We start from the raw sequence: 17564 nt of genomic DNA, 5'->3' as shown, positions 1-17564 counted from the left end.
AAAACCCATAAAATTCTGTAAATTAAAGCGGTACATATCACATAGAAATGAACACTTCATTTAATTTATTAAAGGCAATAAATATTTTACCGCTTTTATTGATAAAAATGCCTTCAGGTTCACGTTTTGTATTCAAAGATATTCGCTTCTTTTTGCCTCCGTTTGCCAGAAAAGACATATACTCACCATTTGAAAGTAAATAATATAGACCATTTCCAATCGAAAAGCCTTGGATCTCCTTTTTTGATGTTTTACCAATCAGTCCCCTAATATGAATCTTTCCACGCCAGTCTCTTATTGCATTCTTGCCTGCCCCTAAATGTATTTTATTAATATCATATCCATCACCTGATTTTGAAACGGCAATCGCAGTCTTGCTGTCCTCCATTGCAATCACATTTGGATGAATGGTTGAAGGCACCTTCCAAGTCCTTTCAACCATCAATGTACTTGGATTAATTTTTTGAAGTGTATAGCTTGGCTGGCCATTTATATCCGCTAATTGAAAAAGATAGCCACTTATATAGGAGAGTGCTTGTCCGTGACCAATTGTCAGCAATTCACTTTTTTTCATCAACTCTCCCTTACGATTATATTTATAAATATAACCATAGTGGGTCTTATCTCCTGTTGCATATGTTAAATAAATATTATCATTTCCATCAGCTGCTAAACCTTGCAATCCCTTTGCAGTACTGCCTGTAACATTTTTAGGATCGCGGTATGGATAGAACATGGTTTTCACCTTTATTTTGTTGCCAAATGTAATAGTATGGGTTGGGTTTGCTAAAGATTCCCCTTGAACACGATTATATGAGGGTATTAATAATCCCCCAAGACAGAGTACTGCTATAAATATCCCTATTATTGTTTTCTTCATTTATGTCCTCCGATATAATGGTCTTTAGTTAAAATAATACCTTTAAACACGAAAAAATGCAGGCCAATTTGCCTGCATTTTTATTCCATCCTATTTAGCTAAAAGTGCTAATGTTGTATCTAAAAGAACGTTTACACCCTTTTCACATTCTTCCCATGTGGTCAGTTCTTCCTCGCAATGGCTTTTTCCATTTTTGCTTGGAACAAACAGCATGGCAGTTGGAACAAGGCTTGCAATGAATTGAGCATCATGTCCAGCACCGCTCACCATCCGCTTATTGGAATATCCAAGCGACCGGGCAGATTGTTCAAAGTGATTGACTACTTCTTCATCAAACCAAACCGTGTCACGCTCCCACAGCTTAGTAACTTTAATCTCACAACCTTCATCTAAACCTAGATGTGGCAAGCTTTGAACAAAATCCTTAAAGGTACTGACAATTTCTGTATCCTTATGGCGCGCTTCCAATGAAAAGACAACTTTATTCGGAATGACAGTATGGATGCTAGGATAAACATTTACTCGTCCGATTGTAAATACTAAGTCTTCATCTAGTGAACCCAAGCGGCTGCGGATTTCATTGATTAAATTATTTGTAGCAAATAAGGCATCTTTTCTCATATCCATTGGGGTGGTTCCAGCATGATCGGATTCACCAGTTACTTCAATTTCGAAGCAGGCCATTCCGACAACGCATTCGACAACGCCAATGGCGAGTGCTTCTTTTTCAAGGATTGGCCCCTGTTCGATATGCAATTCTAACAGAGCGGTTGCTTCTTTCAAGCGGTTTGCCTCTTCGCCAACATAGCCGATTGTCTCTAGGGCATCCCCAAAGGTAATACCGTCTGCGTCTTTCTTTTGTAACATGGTGACTTTGTCAAATTTACCGGCAATGACGCCGGAAGCCATCATCGAAGGTTCAAATCTTGCCCCCTCTTCATTAGTCCAGTTTACAATCGTAATCGGAATTTTCGGCTTTACGCCATTTTCCACGAGGGTTCGGACCACTTCTAATCCGGCAACAACCCCAAGCACTCCGTCAAAGCGGCCGCCCTTTTTTACCGTATCCAGATGCGAGCCAATGACAATTGGAGGTTTATCTTCCGTTCCAGAAAGTGTCGCGTACATACAGCCCATATCATCGACCTTTACTGTTAAGCCGAGTTCTTCACAGGTGGATTTGAAATAATTTCTTACTAGACGGTCCTGCTCCGAGAGGGCGAGACGGGTGACCCCATTGTTTTCTGTTCGGCCAAAATCCGCGAACCGTTCTAACTCCTGGTGAAGTCTTTCTCCATTAACCAATAACTTTTGACGTTGCATGATTAACCACTCCTTTTTACTGATAGATTTGCAGTCCATTTTCATAACACTTGGTACATCCGTGAAACAAATGTAAGCGTATACAGTTTTTAAAAGTGTCAGTAATCCTTGTTTCAAACAGTTATAGTTATGCCAGTATGTAAATATTCAGACTTGTATATAAAATTATATACTATTCCAGCCCGTTGTCATTAGACAAAACATAAAATCTTTTCCATAAATTGTTTTATAGTTTGTAAAGTTCTACCCAACAAAAAAAGTGGAAGGCAGCTGCCCATCCACTTCTTTCTTCATTATTAAGGATTAATTTTTGTATTGAAGACTTGTTTACCATCTTTATATTCTAGGATTGTTGCTGATTTAATTGGGTTATGATTTTTGTCAATGGATACAATTCCGGTTACAAGTGATAGATCTTTCGTTTGTGCTAAAGCATCTTTAATTTTAGTTGAATCTGTACCACCGGCACGCTTAATTGCATCTGCTAACATATAAACGGTATCATAGCCAAGTGCATTGAAGGCATTTGGTGATTCGCCCTTGTTCTTTTCTTTAAAGAGTGTAACAAAATCTTGGATCTTTTTATCTGGGTCTTCAGATGAATAATGGTTTGTGATATACGTGTTATTCAATGCGTCTTTTCCTGCGATTTCAACTAGCTTTGGAGAATCCCAGCCATCTGCACCCATAAACGGTACAGTGATTCCTAATTCACGAGCCTGCTTAATGATTAAACCTACTTCTTCATAGTATCCAGGAATAAAAATGAATTCAGGCTTTTTCGCCTTAATACGAGTTAATTGAGAGCGGAAATCAGTATCTTTAGCAACATAAGCATCTTCTGCTATAACCTTGCCGCCGTCAGCTTCAAAAGTCTTTTTGAAGGATGCAGAAAGACCTTTAGCGTAATCACTAGAGCTGTCTGCAAAAATGGCTGCGTTTTTAACCTTTAATTTTTGTGCTGCAAAGTTTGCTGCAACTGTTCCTTGGAATGGATCGATAAATGATGTACGGAAAACAAATTCATTCAACTTTCCTTTGTCATCAACTGTTACGTTTGGTGCAGTCCCAGATGGTGTTAATAAAACTGTTTTCGTATCATTTGCGATTTGCGCCTGTGCAAGGGTGTCACCGCTGGTTGCTGCTCCAATAATAGCTGTTACATGGTCTTGGCTTGATAATTTAACTGCACCGTTTGTTGCTTCGGCTGCATCTGATTTATTATCGACTTTTACCATCTCAATCTTTTTGCCGTCAACTCCACCTTTTTTATTGATTTCATCGACCGCAATATTAATCCCGTCAAGCAGCGATTCACCGTAAGATGCAACCCCGCCAGAGAGCTCCAAGTTTACCCCAACTTTAATAGATTTGCTATTGTCGGAGCCTGAACTGCTATTTGCTCCTGAGCATCCAGCTAGAATTCCAGCCACTAAGCTCGATGCCATAAAAAGTTTTGCCATTTTCTTTTTCATACTAGTAATCTCCCTTTTCTGATTTTATCTCTCTGATGTAATTTTTAATGTTTTCAGAATATAACTTATGGATAGCCCTGTCAATGTTTTTTCAGAATAATTTTTAAAATTAAATTTTTCCACCACAACAGACTCCTGTCCATTACACGTGGACAGTTTGTTGTAACCGCTGTAGGAGTAGTTCTGCAAACTTTCGGCACCGTTTTAGGTCCTGCAGCTGTGGTGTTAACTCTACTTTCAGGGTAACCGCCAATTCGCTTTGAACATAAAGCATGTCCCGGAACTTATCGACAGCCCCGCAATAGTGAGGGTAAAATTGATCCCCTGTACCGAATACACCCGTTATGATTGAGTGGGTATCCAGGTTTTCAAATGCCCTAAACAAAGGCAGCATCTCTTCGGGAATTTCTCCGTTTCCCCATGTATACGTTCCGACTACAACGACGTCAAAATGACTTAATTGCCATAAAGGAAACTCTAAAATGGTAAACAACTGAGCATCTATGTCATAGCCCTTGATTAATCCTCCTAAAATCGAAGCGAGTTCTTTCGTATTCCCTGTAATCGAGGTATAAACGATGGCTAACTTCATTCCCGTCTCCTCCTACAGTTCATCAAACCCATTCGATTGCGTTACCTTGGAATAAGTTCTTGATTTTTGCTCAAAGAAATCTGACTTCGTATCATTAATCATTTCATCGCTAAATACATGGATCCACGGCATTGGGTTGTCACGGTCTGGATAGAGGTTCTGTAAACCCAGCTGCCGCAGGCGTTTATTTGCCAGGTACTCAACATAGCCGCTGAATTCCTCCAAATCAATTCCCTCAATATCTTTTAAGATAAACGCAGCCCATTCATTTTCAAGCTTTACTGCCCGATCTATCGTTTGGTAGATATACTCCACATTTTCCTCTGTATTCAGCTCCGGATTCTCACTTAAAAGAATACGGATAAACTGCGCGACAAAATAAGCATGCTGCATTTCATCCCGCTGAATATAGCTGATCATCGTGCTCGTTTTGAGCATTTTTTGTTGGCGAGCAAGATGATAGAAAAAGGCAAACCCGGCATAAAAATAGATTCCTTCCAGATTGATAGAATTCACTGAGAGTTTAAAGAGATTTAGTGGTGTTGGGTTTTGCCGGAAGTTCTCATATGATTCTAAAATGAATTGGTTCCGTTTCCGGACAATCGGATCATTTTTGGCTTGATCAAACCGTTTGTTTTGTTCACTTAACGGCACTAGCGAGCTCAAAATATAGGAATATGATTCGGTGTGAACTGCCTCCTGCTGTGAAATTACGGCAAAAATCGCCTTAAAGCTTGAGTCCGACACATAGTCCATGACCTGGCTCATCGTCGGTGTTTGCAGGCTGTCTAAGGAAGCTAATTGAGTATTAATTCTTAGAAAAACATCCTGCTCCACTGGTGAAAGGAACTCCCATTGCTTCAGGTCATCCTGCATATTAATCTCCTGGGCTTTCCAGAAGTTTGATAGTAAGGTTTGATAGAGGTCGTACATTTGCGTGTAGGCAATGTCATTCCAGTTCAGCAGACCGGAGGATTTTCCATTGATGATTCCTGTTGATTTATTTGGATGCTCCGGGTTTAGTAGTTTTATTTTTTTTAGTGGCAGTTGTGTATTCATTTTGAAGGCCTCCTTGAAAAATAATTTCGGGTCATTTAGGTAGTTTTGTAATTTACGAGTTGCTTGAAGGACATTTTCTCAGTCCTTTTGTATGATTTTGTCCTTCATTCGGCTTTTGATGGACATTTTCTTTGTCCTCTTGTATGATTTTGTCCTTCATTCGGTTTTTGAAGGACATTTTCTCGGTCTCTTGTATGATTTTGTCCTTCATTCGGTTTTGAAGGTCATTTTCTCGGTCTCTTGTATAATTTTGTCCTTCATTCGGCTTTTGAAGGACATTTTCTCGGTCTCTTGTATAATTTTGTCCTTCATTCGGCTTTTGAAGGACATTTTCTCGGTCTCTTGCCTGATTTTGTCCTTCATTCGGCCTTTGAAGGACATTTTCTCGGTCTCTTGTATAATTTTGTCCTTCATTCGGCTTTTGAAGGACATTTTCTCGGTCTCTTGTATAATTTTGTCCTTCATTCGGCTTTTGAAGGACATTTTCTCGGTCTCTTGCCTGATTTTGTCCTTCATTCGGCTTTTGAAGGACGTTTCCATTCGGCTCTCCGCTGATTTTGTACTTCATTTAGCTTTTGAAGGACATTTTCCTTCGCCTTCCCAGCAATTTTGTCCTTAACCCGTATAAAAAAGTCTATTTCCCCTAGCTATGACACGCTTCGCACTCCTCAATCTCAGCTTGAGACGTACTCCGGACATAATAAGTAGTTTTCAGCCCCTGCTTCCATGCCTCCAGATGAAGATTTAGTAACTCCCGTGCCTTAATATCATGACGAACATACAGATTAAAACTGATCGCTTGGTCGATATGGCGCTGGCGGGCAGCGTTTTGCTTAATACTCCAGACCTGATCCAAGTCATGCCGGGCCCGGCGGAAATACTCATACGTCACATGATCCAAATCTGGAGCCGTTACCTTGAACTTAAAGTTTTTCTTTTCCTCCGCGTACTCTACAGAATAAATTGGATCAATTCCATCCGTGGATCCGCCAATTTTAGCCGTCGAAGAATTAGGAGCAACCGCCATTAACCAGCCATTGCGAACCCCGAACCTCGAAACCTCCTGCTTCAATGAAAGCCAGCGATCCTTCACATATTTTTTTCGTTCAAAGTACGCACCAGTCTGCCACTCCGAACCCTCAAACTTGCTGTAGGCCCCTTTTTCTTTAGCAAGCTCAACCGAAGAACGAATCGTGTAATAAGCAATTTCCTCGTATAGCTCATCAGCTAACCCGACCGCATCCTCCGATTCCCAATGAAGTTTTTTCAAGGCTAGCAGGTGGTGCCATCCAAAGGTCCCCAGCCCAATTCCACGAAACTTTTGGTTCGTTAGCTGAGCCTGCCCGACCGCAATCGTATTTAAATCAATCACATTATCCAGCATCCGGACCTGAATCGGTATCAGCCGTTCCAATACATCCGCTGGCACCGCCTTTGCCAGATTAATAGACGATAGATTACAAACCACGAAATCACCAGGTCTACGGACAATGACAATATTTCCATCCTCATCAACATGCTCATTAACGACCCTAGAGGCAGACATGTTTTGCGCAATTTCCGTGCACAAATTACTGCAATAAATAGAAGTTCGCCCCGCCCCAAGAAGGTGCTTATTTGGATTTTGCCTGTTCACCTCATCTCGATAGAACATATAAGGAGTCCCGGTTTCCAGCTGCGAGACCATAATCCGGGCCATAATTTCCATTGCCCGATAAGTTTTGCGCGGAAGAAGCGGATTCCGGACAGCTTCCTCATATTTTTCGGTGAAATAAAGCTTGTCCTCCTCATCGTAAAAATCCTCCAAGCCAAGAGGCTGGCCAAACTCGTCCTTCCAGCCCATTATCTGCTTCACTTGATGCGGACAGAACGTGCACCACTGTCCAATACTTCTACCATTCTCGTCGACTTCTTCAAGCTTTTTCATAAATAAATCTGGGATCGCGACTCCTGTAAAAATATCATGAGCTTTGCGCCGCTCGTCGCCATTATTTGTCTTTAAATCAAGAAATCCATTCATAATATCCTTATGAAAAATATCGAGATAAACCGCGATGGCCCCCTGCCTTTGGCCTAACTGGTCAACGCTGACCGCTGTATCATTGATCAGCCGGATCCACGGCACAACCCCTGACGAATTGCCTTTAAACCCTTTAATATCGGAGCCAAGGGCGCGCACCTTGCCAAAGTAAATTCCAATTCCGCCGCCATCCTTACTTAATCTGGCACTGTCCCAATTGTTTAAATAAATCCCATCAAGCGAATCGTCAACGGTATCAATAAAACAGGAAGACAGCTGACCAAAGCTTTTTCCCGCGTTGGACAAGGTTGGTGTTGCCACGGTCATATAAAGATTGCTCATTGCCCAGTAGGCTTCTTTGACCAAAGCTAATCGTCGGTGGGGCTGCTCTTTTTGCATCAATGTCATCGCAATGACCATGAACCTTTCCTGCGGAAGCTCATACAAATTTCGCTCATAATCCTTGGCTAAATATCGATCGGCCAATAAAAATAATCCTATGTAGTTAAACAAGTGATCGCGTTCAGGTATGATTTCTCTGCCCAGCTGCTCGATCTCACCCTGCCCATAAGAATCCAATAGTTCACTAGAATAGATCCCTTTTTCCGTTAAAGTCCTAATTAACTGATAAAAGTCACCATATTGTTCCTCCTGTGAATAACCACGATTACGTGCTGCCTCCCTATATAATTCCTGCAAATACAATCGTGCAGCAACAAATGTCCAATTGGGCTGATCCATCGCAATCCGATTGAGAGCGTACATAAGAGCTTGCTGAGTTTGTTCTTTTTCCGGTGCATCTTGTATTTTTTGAACGAGTTCTGCAGTATCAAGACTATATTGCTCTGCTGCCTGCTGGATTACCTCGAAAACGTATTCTTTCGTGATCATTGAAAAATTCCTCCTAAAAATAGAAAAGTGTAAGCGCCTTGGTCAGCCCCGACAAGTGCTGGAGGACCTGACGGTGAAGTCGTTCTTTGACTTCATCGTCAGGGCCGAAGCAACCTCGAGGGGCTAGGCGCTGAAACTGGCCAATAAAAAAATCCGCTCGGGGCGGATTCGAGCGGATGAAACGACAACAGAAAAGAGGATTCAAGAAAGCATGCCTTCCTTGACCTAATTTGCCACCGTTCCAGCTCCCAATCCCCGAGGAAGTGAAACATCTCAAATTAGGACAGGTCTCCTGACTCATGCTTCTCCCTACTCTGAGCCCTTCCCGTATAAGCACCTGTTTTCACAAGAAACTTATACAGTGGTCATCGCTCATTTCGTCTGCATTTACAGTTGCGGGGGCAGCTCTGGATTCTCACCAGATTCCCTTTTAAGCCGTTTGGCATCCTAACTTAAGGCTAACACAATATGTAGTTGTTTTAATTCTCATTAAAATCAATATATAGTAATAGAATTATTTTTTCAAGTTTAATTGTTTTCGCTTCTATATATTGGTAATATTTATCTAAAAAAATAAGGTGATAATCCATGGCATTAGGGAAATTGATTGGGCGTGGAAACACAGCGGAAGTGTATGAATGGGGAGAAAATGAGGTCATCAAACTTTTTGATCTGCAAATTCCGGAAAGTCTAGTAGATGAAGAATATCAATCTAATATATTGATTCAAGATTTACAGCTGCCTTCCCCTCTCGTAAATGGGAAAACAGAAATAGATGGTAAGAAAGCAATTATCTATGAAAAAATAAATGGAAACAGTCTGACAAAACAGCTTACAAGGAATCCCTTTGCCATCCGAGGCAGGGCAAAACTTTTTTCACAATTACACCAGCAAATTCATAAAAAAGATGGCGCAGCCCTTCCGAAACAAACGACTTACCTCACAAGAAATATTCAACACACCAATTTATTAACCCCAGAAGAAAAGCAAGCGATTTGTGATTTTTTGAAACAACTGCCTGAAGGTCATCAGGTCTGCCATGGCGACTTTCACCCCGACAATATACTAGTCTCCAAGAATCAAGTTAAAGTGATTGATTGGATGACTGCAGCTTGCGGCAACCCTATTGGAGATATTGCGCGAACTTATATCATTTTAAAACATGCTTATTTGCCTAAAAACATGCCAGCTTTTGTGAGGGCCTCACTCGAGCGAGTCCGAAACAGATTTTGCACTTATTATCTTGAAGAATATCGGGAACAAACATTATTAACTTTAGAAGACCTCGAAAAATGGACCATACCTGTCATGGCTGCCCGGTTAATTGAGGGGGTTCACCCGGATGAAAAAGCGGTATTACTCCAGGAAACCCGCAATCTTCTAAAAAAATATTATTCTCATTAAAAAATGAGCCTGCCCTTCTAATGAGTGGCAGGCTCGTTTCCCATAGATTAAGCTGATACTTTTTCAGCGTATGCATGCTTCAGTTGCTTTCGGGCCCGATACAGACGGGTCTTAACGGTAGCTGCTTTAAGATTTAGCAGGCAGGCAATCTCATTTTCTTTTAAACCATAATGGATTTTCAAGATCAGCACTTCCTGAAATTCCTTTGATAAACAGCCCATCGTCTCATTTACCTCTTCTTTAAAGAGACGGATTCCAACCTCTTCCTCGAGATTTTCCCCGGACCGTTCCAGCCCGATGACCGGCTCCATAGTCGCAGGGTCAACGAGCATCAAGCCCTTTCGTTTTTCCACTCGTAAAAAATCAATCGCGGTCCTGGCTGTAATGGCGGACAACCAGGCACCCAATTTATTCGAATCTTCTACTGTATCCAGTTTCTTATAGGCCTTCAAAAATGCCTCCTGAACAATATCCTCAGCAATAAATCGATCCTTGGTGTAGGAATAAGCGATATAGTGCAGGCGCTGTGAGTACTCTCTAAATATTTGATTAAAATCAATGGAGCCCAAGACCCCACCCCCTTTATGAGAAGAAGTGCCATTATCTGAAATGTTCTTTTACAAAATCTGGCGCATGTGCTTCATCGAAAAATAATACCTCTTTGTAGTTACCCCTCTTATAGTAAAAAACGACAGTATAATCCTTTTGAGGATGACTTCCTGCCCTTTGCAGCGCAAGTTCAATTTCTTGCTTGTTCGTGCTTTTTAGCGAATTTTCATCCTTTTCCAGCTGTGGAATCGGTTCTTCTGAATCAAATGCATTAGAGTAATCCTTCTTTACGACCAGGATTTTTGAAATATCCTTGTTCGTTATTGTCACCCTTTCCAGTTGTTTCTGTTTCTTTAACCACTCTGTAAAATTTACAAAGGACGGTCTCAAAGTGAAATAAATATTTCTGTTTTTCCCCATATCCACTTCAATCCCGGAACCTCGGTCTTGGTAATAAAGATTGTCCTCATAGGATTCCGCTAATATATCGGACCGTAAGAGCGAAATAGCCTCCTTGATCTCGATTGGATCGGCAAAAGCGGCCTCTTTGCCAACCGGTCCATTCGTACTAATACGAATCGATCTGATTTGATTCACATTGATTTTAAAAATCTCATTCGTCGCAAGTTTATATTCTTTCGATTCGTTAATTGTTTTGAATAGATCCGCGTAAAGACGCTTATCCACCCTGTATTCTCGAGTTACATATTTTCCGTTTTTCAATTGATATCGTAAAAACAAATCCTGTGTCTGCTCAGAGATATGCCCCTTATTTAGCTTCTCATTCGCAATAATTTGCTTATGGAGGTTTCGAACCGATTCAATATTTGCTTCTTCTTTCAATGGTTCTGGTACACGAAATTTTTCAGTTGATGAATATTGGCTCCTAAAAAGGTATGGGTTATCCGTAATTAAAACGTTTTGAATTTCTGTTTGGTTCGGTACTCGTTTTTCATAGACTCCTAGTGTCTTAACCCCCAGGATTAACACTGCAAATATGGCTGAAAAAACAACCAACCCCTTTAATCGTCTAAGGCTGAACACGCGCCATGTTTTTTGCAGAACCATTTCTGCAATAAAATAGCCGATCACTGCTCCAATCACATATCCAAAAATAATCCAGCCGGTATTAGCATTTTGTACCTCACTAAAATACACTCCGCCAAGAAACATAACACAAAGCGTCACACCATATTTGAAAACCGAACGTAAGCGGACAAGCGCAATTGCTTCGGTAACTGTTTCCATTTTCCTTTTTTTATAAAAAAACAATGCAAGACCATAAAGGACCACCGATAAAAGCAAATAAATGACCACATACTCCCATTTTAAATCGGCATTATTAAGGGTGATCGCCGTCGTAATCGGTGACATCTTTTCCAAGTCCCGATTCAAAAGATAATCGCTTGGAAAACCATATAATAATATTTTTAAATTAGAGCAAACCAATACTGTTATTCCTACAGGGAACAGGACAAATACGTAGGTGAGCACTGCCTGAACCGCAGAAATTCCAGTCATCATCGCAATAAACACACCAGCTATAAACAACAGCAGGTCAAATAAAATCGTGGTTCCTGCCCAAATAAGAATATCGGTTTTGCTATAAATCGCCGTAATATCAAGATTGATCCGAATGATTAATAGCAAAATCGTTGTTATCGCAACCGGTAAAACCAAAAGGATGATTCCCGTAAGCGCATAATGATGGAAAATTTTATCTCTTTTAAGCGGGATACTATGCATCAGGTCTGAAGCCTGTTTTACATGTAAAAAACGGAATAAAAACACCGCCAGCAGGACAGGTACGATAATCATTAAGGTAATTTGAATATCATAATAAAATTGAAAAAGGTTTTCAGGATGCGCGTAAAAGGCTCTATTTTCTTCCGAAGAATACCTCATGATCAGCTGCAGCGGCAGCGCAAACAACAGTCCAAAAAAATAAACGATAGAAATCCAGCCCGTCCCCCTGCCAATTTGCATGATGAGTTCTCTATTAAACAATGACATTTTTGATGGCATAGCCGATATCCCCCATTTCGTAAATAAAGATTTCTTCGAGAGTGAGCGGCAGCAGGTCAAAAATGACCGGATTCGTTTGGCGGATTTGTTTTGCGATTTGATCCTCGTCACCTCTAATGATGAACAAGTAGATGCTTCCCCGTTTTTCTTGATGAAGCAGGTCCAGATTTTTCAGCAGTTGTTTTGGAAGATCGTCCTTATAGGCTACCTGCACTTTTTGAACATTTGCCTTCAAATCATCCAATTCTTTTTGCATAATGAGTTTGCCCTTATGGATGATTCCAATATGGTCGCAAATATCCTCGATTTCACGAAGATTGTGAGATGAAATTAAAATCGTCATTTCCCGTTCAGCCACATCATTGATTAGCAGATTCTTCACTTTTTTCCTCACAACTGGATCCAATCCATCCATCGGTTCGTCTAGAATGAGAATTTCAGGGTTGGCAGAAAGGGCCAGGATGAAAGCTATCTGTCTTTGCCAGCCTTTTGAAAAGGTGTGGATTTTTTTCGATAGGTTGACTTCAAATAACTCAGCCAGTTTATGAAAACGCTCCTCGCTCCAGGTTGGATAGATGTTTTTATAAAAACGGGCCATTTGCTTGGTTGTATAATGGGATAAAAAATACGGCTGGTCCGGTATGTAAAAAACCTTCTGTTTCAGATTGATGTTTTCAAATACCGGTTGGCCCTCCACCGTAACTTCTCCTGATTCTTGACGATAAATACCGGCAAGCAGCTTGATTAAGGTTGTTTTCCCCGCCCCATTGGACCCGATTAACCCATAAATCGATCCTTTTTGGATGGAGAGATTCACTTGGTCCACCGCTTTAAAGCGATCAAATGTTTTGTTAACATTGTTCATTTCAATCATTGCTTTCGCCTCCCCCTTTTGAAGCGTCTAAGTCTTCGATTAATTCGATGATTTCTCTTGCCTGGATTCCCAGGTATAGCGCCTCTATAATTAGCTTTTCTAGCTCCTTTTTAACCCCTGCGATTTTCTCGTTGTCCTTCATTTGGTTGTTAGGACTGACAAAGCTTCCCTTGCCTTTTATGGAGTAAATAAACCCTTGGGTCTCAAGCTCCCGATAAGCCTTCTGGATGGTATTCGGATTGATGGACAGTTCAGTGGCAAGCGCCCGGACCGATGGCAGCTGCTCGTCGGGTTTGACCACCTCATTCATTATCAATTCCTTCATTTTGTCGACAAGCTGTTCATAAATGGGCTTACGGCTTCGAATATCAAGCTCAAACATAAAGACCCCCCATCTGTACTAAGTGTACTATTATTCGTAATACAGTTTGATTATATTCCATCTACTTCCAAAAAGAAAGGGTAATTCGAAAAAAATAAAAAAGCCCGGCTCAACCAAGAACCAGGCTTTGTGATCAATTTAGTATTCATTTCAGACGTGTCCGTCACACGTGGACAAATCGAGGCAAAAGTCCACGAACGGTGTCAGGCACCGTCTTATTTTTTCTTTGCGTGTTTGCGCATGTCGAAGGCTACTGCGACGATGATGATGGCGCCTTTGACGATGAATTGGATGTATGGGCTTACGCCAAGGAAGGCTAGGCCGTAGTTGATGATTTGGAAAATCAGTACCCCGGTAATGACGCCAGGTACGGTTCCGATACCGCCAGATAAGGATACTCCGCCGACAACGCAGGCAGCAATTGCATCCAACTCGTACATATTACCAGTATTGTTGGTAGCACTGCCGACACGGCCCGCTTCAAGCGTTCCTGAGAAACCGTACAAAATACCAGCAATCATATAGATAATAATAATATTTCTGGCAACGTTTACCCCAGATACCTTTGCAGCTTCTGGATTTCCACCGATTGCGTACATGTTTTTACCAAGTGTCGTTTTATTCCAAACTACCCAAATGATAGCCGTAACAATAATCGCATAAAGGACTAGATAAGGAATCTCGTATTGTCCAATAGGAATTCCCCGCTGGGCGAAAGTCGTAAATTTTTGACTTAATCCACCGATTGGCTGCGCCCCGTACGGAGGACGGTCGAAATAGATGGAAGTGATTCCGTAAACCCCAATCATCATCCCTAATGTGGCAATGAACGGAGGAACATGGAATTTAGAAACAATCACACCATTTAGTACCCCAATAATTCCCGTGATGGCCATTGCAATTAAAATTGGTACAAAAAGCGGCAATTCATGAAGATGAGGATACATTTTATACGCATAGTCAGATGCCTGTAAAAGGGATGCAGACACAACGGCTGCAAGTCCGACCATCCGTCCAGCCGATAAGTCTGTGCCCGCAGTAATCAAAATCCCAGCCATCCCAAGGGCAATAATGATACGAGATGATGATTGACTTAAAATATTGATTAAGTTCGTAACGGATAAAAAGTCTGGAGAAGCAATGACAATTCCCACGACTAATAGAATTAAAAACACATAGATTACATTATTAAAGAGCCATTTAGAGACAGTAGTTTTTTGTGAAACTTGATTATTCATTTGCATCTCCTCCTAATACAAAGCTGCTAATCGCATGATTTCTTCTTGCGACGTTGTGGCCGTTTCCACGATTCCAGCTGCTCTTCCATTACTCATGACTAAAATGCGATCAGTAGTCCCTAAAAGCTCAGGCATTTCAGATGAAATCATAATGATTCCCTTTCCTTCAGCGGCTAATTGGTTGATTAATTGATAGATTTCGAACTTCGCGCCTACATCAATCCCCCGTGTTGGTTCATCCAGTAATAGAATATTTGGTTTGGTTAACAACCAGCGGCCAATGATCACCTTCTGCTGATTTCCACCAGATAAACTACCAATGGAGGTCCTTTGCGAAGGTGTCTTTACTTTCATCGAGTCAATCACCCATTTGGTATCATCAAAAACCCTTTTATCAGATAAGAACAATCCATTTGTCTTATATTGCTTCAGATTCGAAATGATAGAGTTAAAACTGATACTCAGCTCTGGATAGATTCCCGTTGTCCTTCTTTCTTCAGTAACAAGGGCAAAACCATTTTTGATGGCATGCTGCGGGGTCGGATTTTGGACCACTTTGCCATTCACTTCAATCGTTCCGGATTTTAGTGATCTCATTCCAAATAACGATTCCATCACTTCTGTTCGTTTTGAACCCACTAAGCCGGCAATTCCTAAGATTTCGCCTTTACGAAGTTCAAAATTCACATTCGAAAAAGAACCTTCTGCTTCCGCTGTTAAATCGGACACCTTTAGGATGACTTCCCCTGGCTGATTGATTTTTGTAGGGAAGCGCTGTGAAAGATCTCGTCCAACCATCAGCTTGATAATTTCGTCGGTGGTTAAGTCCTGTGCACTCTTTGTTGCGATGTACTGTCCATCACGCATGATCGTTACTTCATCAGAAATTTTTAAAATCTCTTCCATTTTGTGTGAAATATAAATGATCGCCACATTTTCGCTTTGCAGTTTCTTAATGATTTTAAACAAATGGTTTACTTCATTCTCTGTTAGGGAGGATGTCGGTTCATCCATCACAATGATCTTAGAATGGTAGGAGACCGCTTTTGCAATTTCCACCATTTGCATTTCGGAAACAGATAAAGTACTTACCTTGCTGCGCGGATCCAGATTAATATCAAGACTTTTAAAAATAGCGACAGTATCGTCATACATTTTTTTCTCATCAATGAAAATACCTTTTTTCGGATAACGACCAAGCCAGATATTATCCATGATATTTTGCTGACGCACTTGATTGAGCTCTTGGTGGACCATGGAAACCCCGTTTTCGAGGGCTTGCTTGGAATTCGCAAATGCTACTTCTTTTCCGTCAAAAACAATCTTGCCTTCGTCCATGGAGTAAATCCCAAATAGGCATTTCATCAACGTCGACTTTCCAGCACCATTTTCACCCATCAAGGCATGAACGGATCCCGCTTTTACTTTTAGGGAAACATTTTGCAGTGCGATAACTCCTGGGAATCTTTTTGTTATATTAAGCATTTCAAGTAGATTAGTAGTACTTGTTTCTGACATGAGCGAACCTCCTCGCGTAGGGTGAAACTTCGTTCAGGAATATATTAGGATGGGATGAAAAAGTGTCCAGCTTCGCTAATTATGGAAGCCTAACCCCGAACGAAGGAAAAGCATAATCTTTTCCTTCGTTCGAGGAGCGCCATGCCCCTTGTGATCAACTCAAGGTTCTGGACTTAGGCGCTGCCTCTATGAAACTATTGTTTAGTAAAAGCTTACTTATAAGCGTCTTTACCTTCTTGGATGTTATCCTTAGTGATTTGCACGTAAGGTACACGAACTGCTTTTGCATCGTCCAGTTTCCACTGAGTTCCGTCTAAAACATCCTTGCCTTTTGCAGCATTTGCAGCTAGGTCAATCGTAGCTTTCCCTTGGTTTTTCGCATCATTCAAGATGGTTCCAACCATTTTGCCTTTTTCAATCATTTCAAGTGCTTCCGGAATCGCGTCAACCCCTACAACCGGCATGAATTTATCGCCAGTGAAGTATCCTGCTTTTTCAAGAGAAGCTATCGCACCTAAGGCCATGCCATCGTTGTTAGCAATAACGAATTCAATTTTGTCGCTGTATTTTGCTAACCAGGCATCCATTTTCTCTGTCGCTTTTGTTGCATCCCACATTGCGGTATCTAACGCTAACTGTTCTACCTGAATGCCTTTTTCTTTGATCGTATCAACTGCATATTTCGTACGTGCCTCTGCATCCGGGTGCCCTGGCTCACCTTTTAATAAAACGTATTGGAGTTTGCCGTCATGGTTTTTGTCCCATTTATCTTTGTTTGCCTCCCAAGCCTTAGCAATTAATTCACCTTGAAGGACACCTGATTCAGATGAAGTTGTACCAACATAGTAAGCTTTGTCATAGCCTTTCAATACAGCAGCATCCGGCTCTTTATTAAAGAAGATAACTGGGATGTTTTTCGGTTTCGCTTTATCAATAATCGTTTGAGCCGCTTTTGGATCGACTAGATTAATAGCCAGTGATTTTGCGCCTTTTGCAATCAGCGTATCCACTTGCTCAATTTGTTTGGATTGGTCATTTTGAGAGTCATTCAACATTAATTTCACGTTGCCTTTTGCCGAGTCTTCCATTGAACGGCGTACATAGGACATGAAGTTATCGTCAAACTTATAAATCGTAGCACCTACAGCTGGCAGGTCGCCGTCCTTGCCACTTGCAGAATTTCCAGAGGTTGAGCTGCTGCAGCCCGTAGCTAAAAGAATACTAGAAGCAACCGTTAATGAAAGGATGAGGCCTTTTTTCTTATTAAACATCGAATCAATCTCCTTTATGATAAAGTTATTGGAACCGGTTTCAACACCTGATGTAAACCCTTA

15 protein-coding genes and 1 riboswitch are annotated in these 17564 nt (G+C 41.1%); of the genes, 1 reads left to right on the top strand and 14 read right to left on the bottom strand.

Annotated elements, in window-relative coordinates; translation table 11 throughout:
* Positions 1-37: 37 nt before the first annotated feature.
* From ACFQZ9_RS10995 to ACFQZ9_RS10965, 7 genes are all read right to left on the bottom strand, one after another.
* The gene (locus ACFQZ9_RS10995; RefSeq protein ID WP_498943802.1) at positions 38-880 is read right to left on the bottom strand and encodes a hypothetical protein; all 843 of its coding nucleotides are present in this window, start codon (positions 878-880) and stop codon (positions 38-40) included.
* A 90-nt stretch (positions 881-970) separates the two neighbouring features.
* Positions 971-2203, bottom strand: a complete 1233-nt coding sequence (locus ACFQZ9_RS10990) for a Zn-dependent hydrolase (protein WP_498943801.1) — start codon at positions 2201-2203, stop codon at positions 971-973.
* A gap of 296 nt (positions 2204-2499) precedes the next feature.
* The gene (locus tag ACFQZ9_RS10985; protein WP_498943800.1) at positions 2500-3678 is read right to left on the bottom strand and encodes an ABC transporter substrate-binding protein; all 1179 of its coding nucleotides are present in this window, start codon (positions 3676-3678) and stop codon (positions 2500-2502) included.
* A 142-nt stretch (positions 3679-3820) separates the two neighbouring features.
* Positions 3821-4270, bottom strand: coding sequence for a flavodoxin domain-containing protein (locus ACFQZ9_RS10980; protein ID WP_498943799.1), 450 nt, complete (start codon positions 4268-4270; stop codon positions 3821-3823).
* Positions 4271-4282: 12 nt separating this feature from the next.
* The gene (locus ACFQZ9_RS10975; RefSeq protein WP_498943798.1) at positions 4283-5329 is read right to left on the bottom strand and encodes a ribonucleotide-diphosphate reductase subunit beta; all 1047 of its coding nucleotides are present in this window, start codon (positions 5327-5329) and stop codon (positions 4283-4285) included.
* A gap of 52 nt (positions 5330-5381) precedes the next feature.
* On the bottom strand, positions 5382-5897 hold the full coding sequence (locus ACFQZ9_RS10970) for a hypothetical protein (RefSeq protein WP_498943797.1): 516 nt from the start codon (positions 5895-5897) through the stop codon (positions 5382-5384).
* Positions 5898-5972: 75 nt separating this feature from the next.
* Positions 5973-8240, bottom strand: coding sequence for a ribonucleoside-diphosphate reductase subunit alpha (locus ACFQZ9_RS10965; RefSeq protein ID WP_198313007.1), 2268 nt, complete (start codon positions 8238-8240; stop codon positions 5973-5975).
* Between the two features lie 265 nt (positions 8241-8505).
* Positions 8506-8705, bottom strand: a riboswitch (cobalamin riboswitch).
* Positions 8706-8828: 123 nt separating this feature from the next.
* On the opposite strand from ACFQZ9_RS10965, the gene ACFQZ9_RS10960 reads away from it, so the two are divergent.
* The gene (locus ACFQZ9_RS10960) at positions 8829-9644 is read left to right on the top strand and encodes a phosphotransferase family protein (RefSeq protein ID WP_498943796.1); all 816 of its coding nucleotides are present in this window, start codon (positions 8829-8831) and stop codon (positions 9642-9644) included.
* A gap of 47 nt (positions 9645-9691) precedes the next feature.
* On the opposite strand, the gene ACFQZ9_RS10955 is transcribed toward ACFQZ9_RS10960, so the two are convergent.
* From ACFQZ9_RS10955 to mglB, 7 genes are all read right to left on the bottom strand, one after another.
* The gene (locus ACFQZ9_RS10955) at positions 9692-10213 is read right to left on the bottom strand and encodes an RNA polymerase sigma factor (protein WP_498943795.1); all 522 of its coding nucleotides are present in this window, start codon (positions 10211-10213) and stop codon (positions 9692-9694) included.
* 31 nt (positions 10214-10244) lie between these two features.
* Positions 10245-12218 carry a multidrug ABC transporter permease gene (locus tag ACFQZ9_RS10950; RefSeq protein ID WP_498943794.1) on the bottom strand — a complete coding sequence of 658 codons (1974 nt, stop codon included), beginning with the start codon at positions 12216-12218 and terminating at the stop codon, positions 10245-10247.
* A complete protein-coding gene (locus tag ACFQZ9_RS10945; protein ID WP_198313003.1) occupies positions 12193-13092 on the bottom strand; it encodes an ABC transporter ATP-binding protein in 900 nt (299 codons plus the stop codon). Before ACFQZ9_RS10945 ends, ACFQZ9_RS10950 begins: the two co-directional genes overlap by 26 nt.
* Entirely contained in the window at positions 13085-13474 is a 390-nt protein-coding gene (locus ACFQZ9_RS10940; protein ID WP_498943793.1) for a GntR family transcriptional regulator, read from the bottom strand. The genes ACFQZ9_RS10945 and ACFQZ9_RS10940 overlap by 8 nt, the downstream gene beginning before the upstream one ends.
* A gap of 215 nt (positions 13475-13689) precedes the next feature.
* Positions 13690-14712, bottom strand: coding sequence for a galactose/methyl galactoside ABC transporter permease MglC (mglC, locus tag ACFQZ9_RS10935; RefSeq protein WP_498943792.1), 1023 nt, complete (start codon positions 14710-14712; stop codon positions 13690-13692).
* 12 nt (positions 14713-14724) lie between these two features.
* Positions 14725-16230 (bottom strand): ATP-binding cassette domain-containing protein, encoded by a 1506-nt coding sequence (gene mglA, locus ACFQZ9_RS10930; RefSeq protein ID WP_498943791.1) that lies wholly within the window; start codon positions 16228-16230, stop codon positions 14725-14727.
* A 212-nt stretch (positions 16231-16442) separates the two neighbouring features.
* Entirely contained in the window at positions 16443-17501 is a 1059-nt protein-coding gene (mglB, locus tag ACFQZ9_RS10925; protein WP_026573604.1) for a galactose/glucose ABC transporter substrate-binding protein MglB, read from the bottom strand.
* Positions 17502-17564 lie beyond the last annotated feature (63 nt).

It is taken from the genome of Neobacillus sp. GCM10027624 (genome assembly GCF_042675345.1).
In the GTDB taxonomy this organism is placed as follows: Bacteria; Bacillota; Bacilli; order Bacillales; family Cytobacillaceae; genus Neobacillus; species Neobacillus cucumis_D.
Note: the sequence above shows the minus strand (reverse complement) of the source record. Positions and strands in the feature narration are given on the sequence as shown.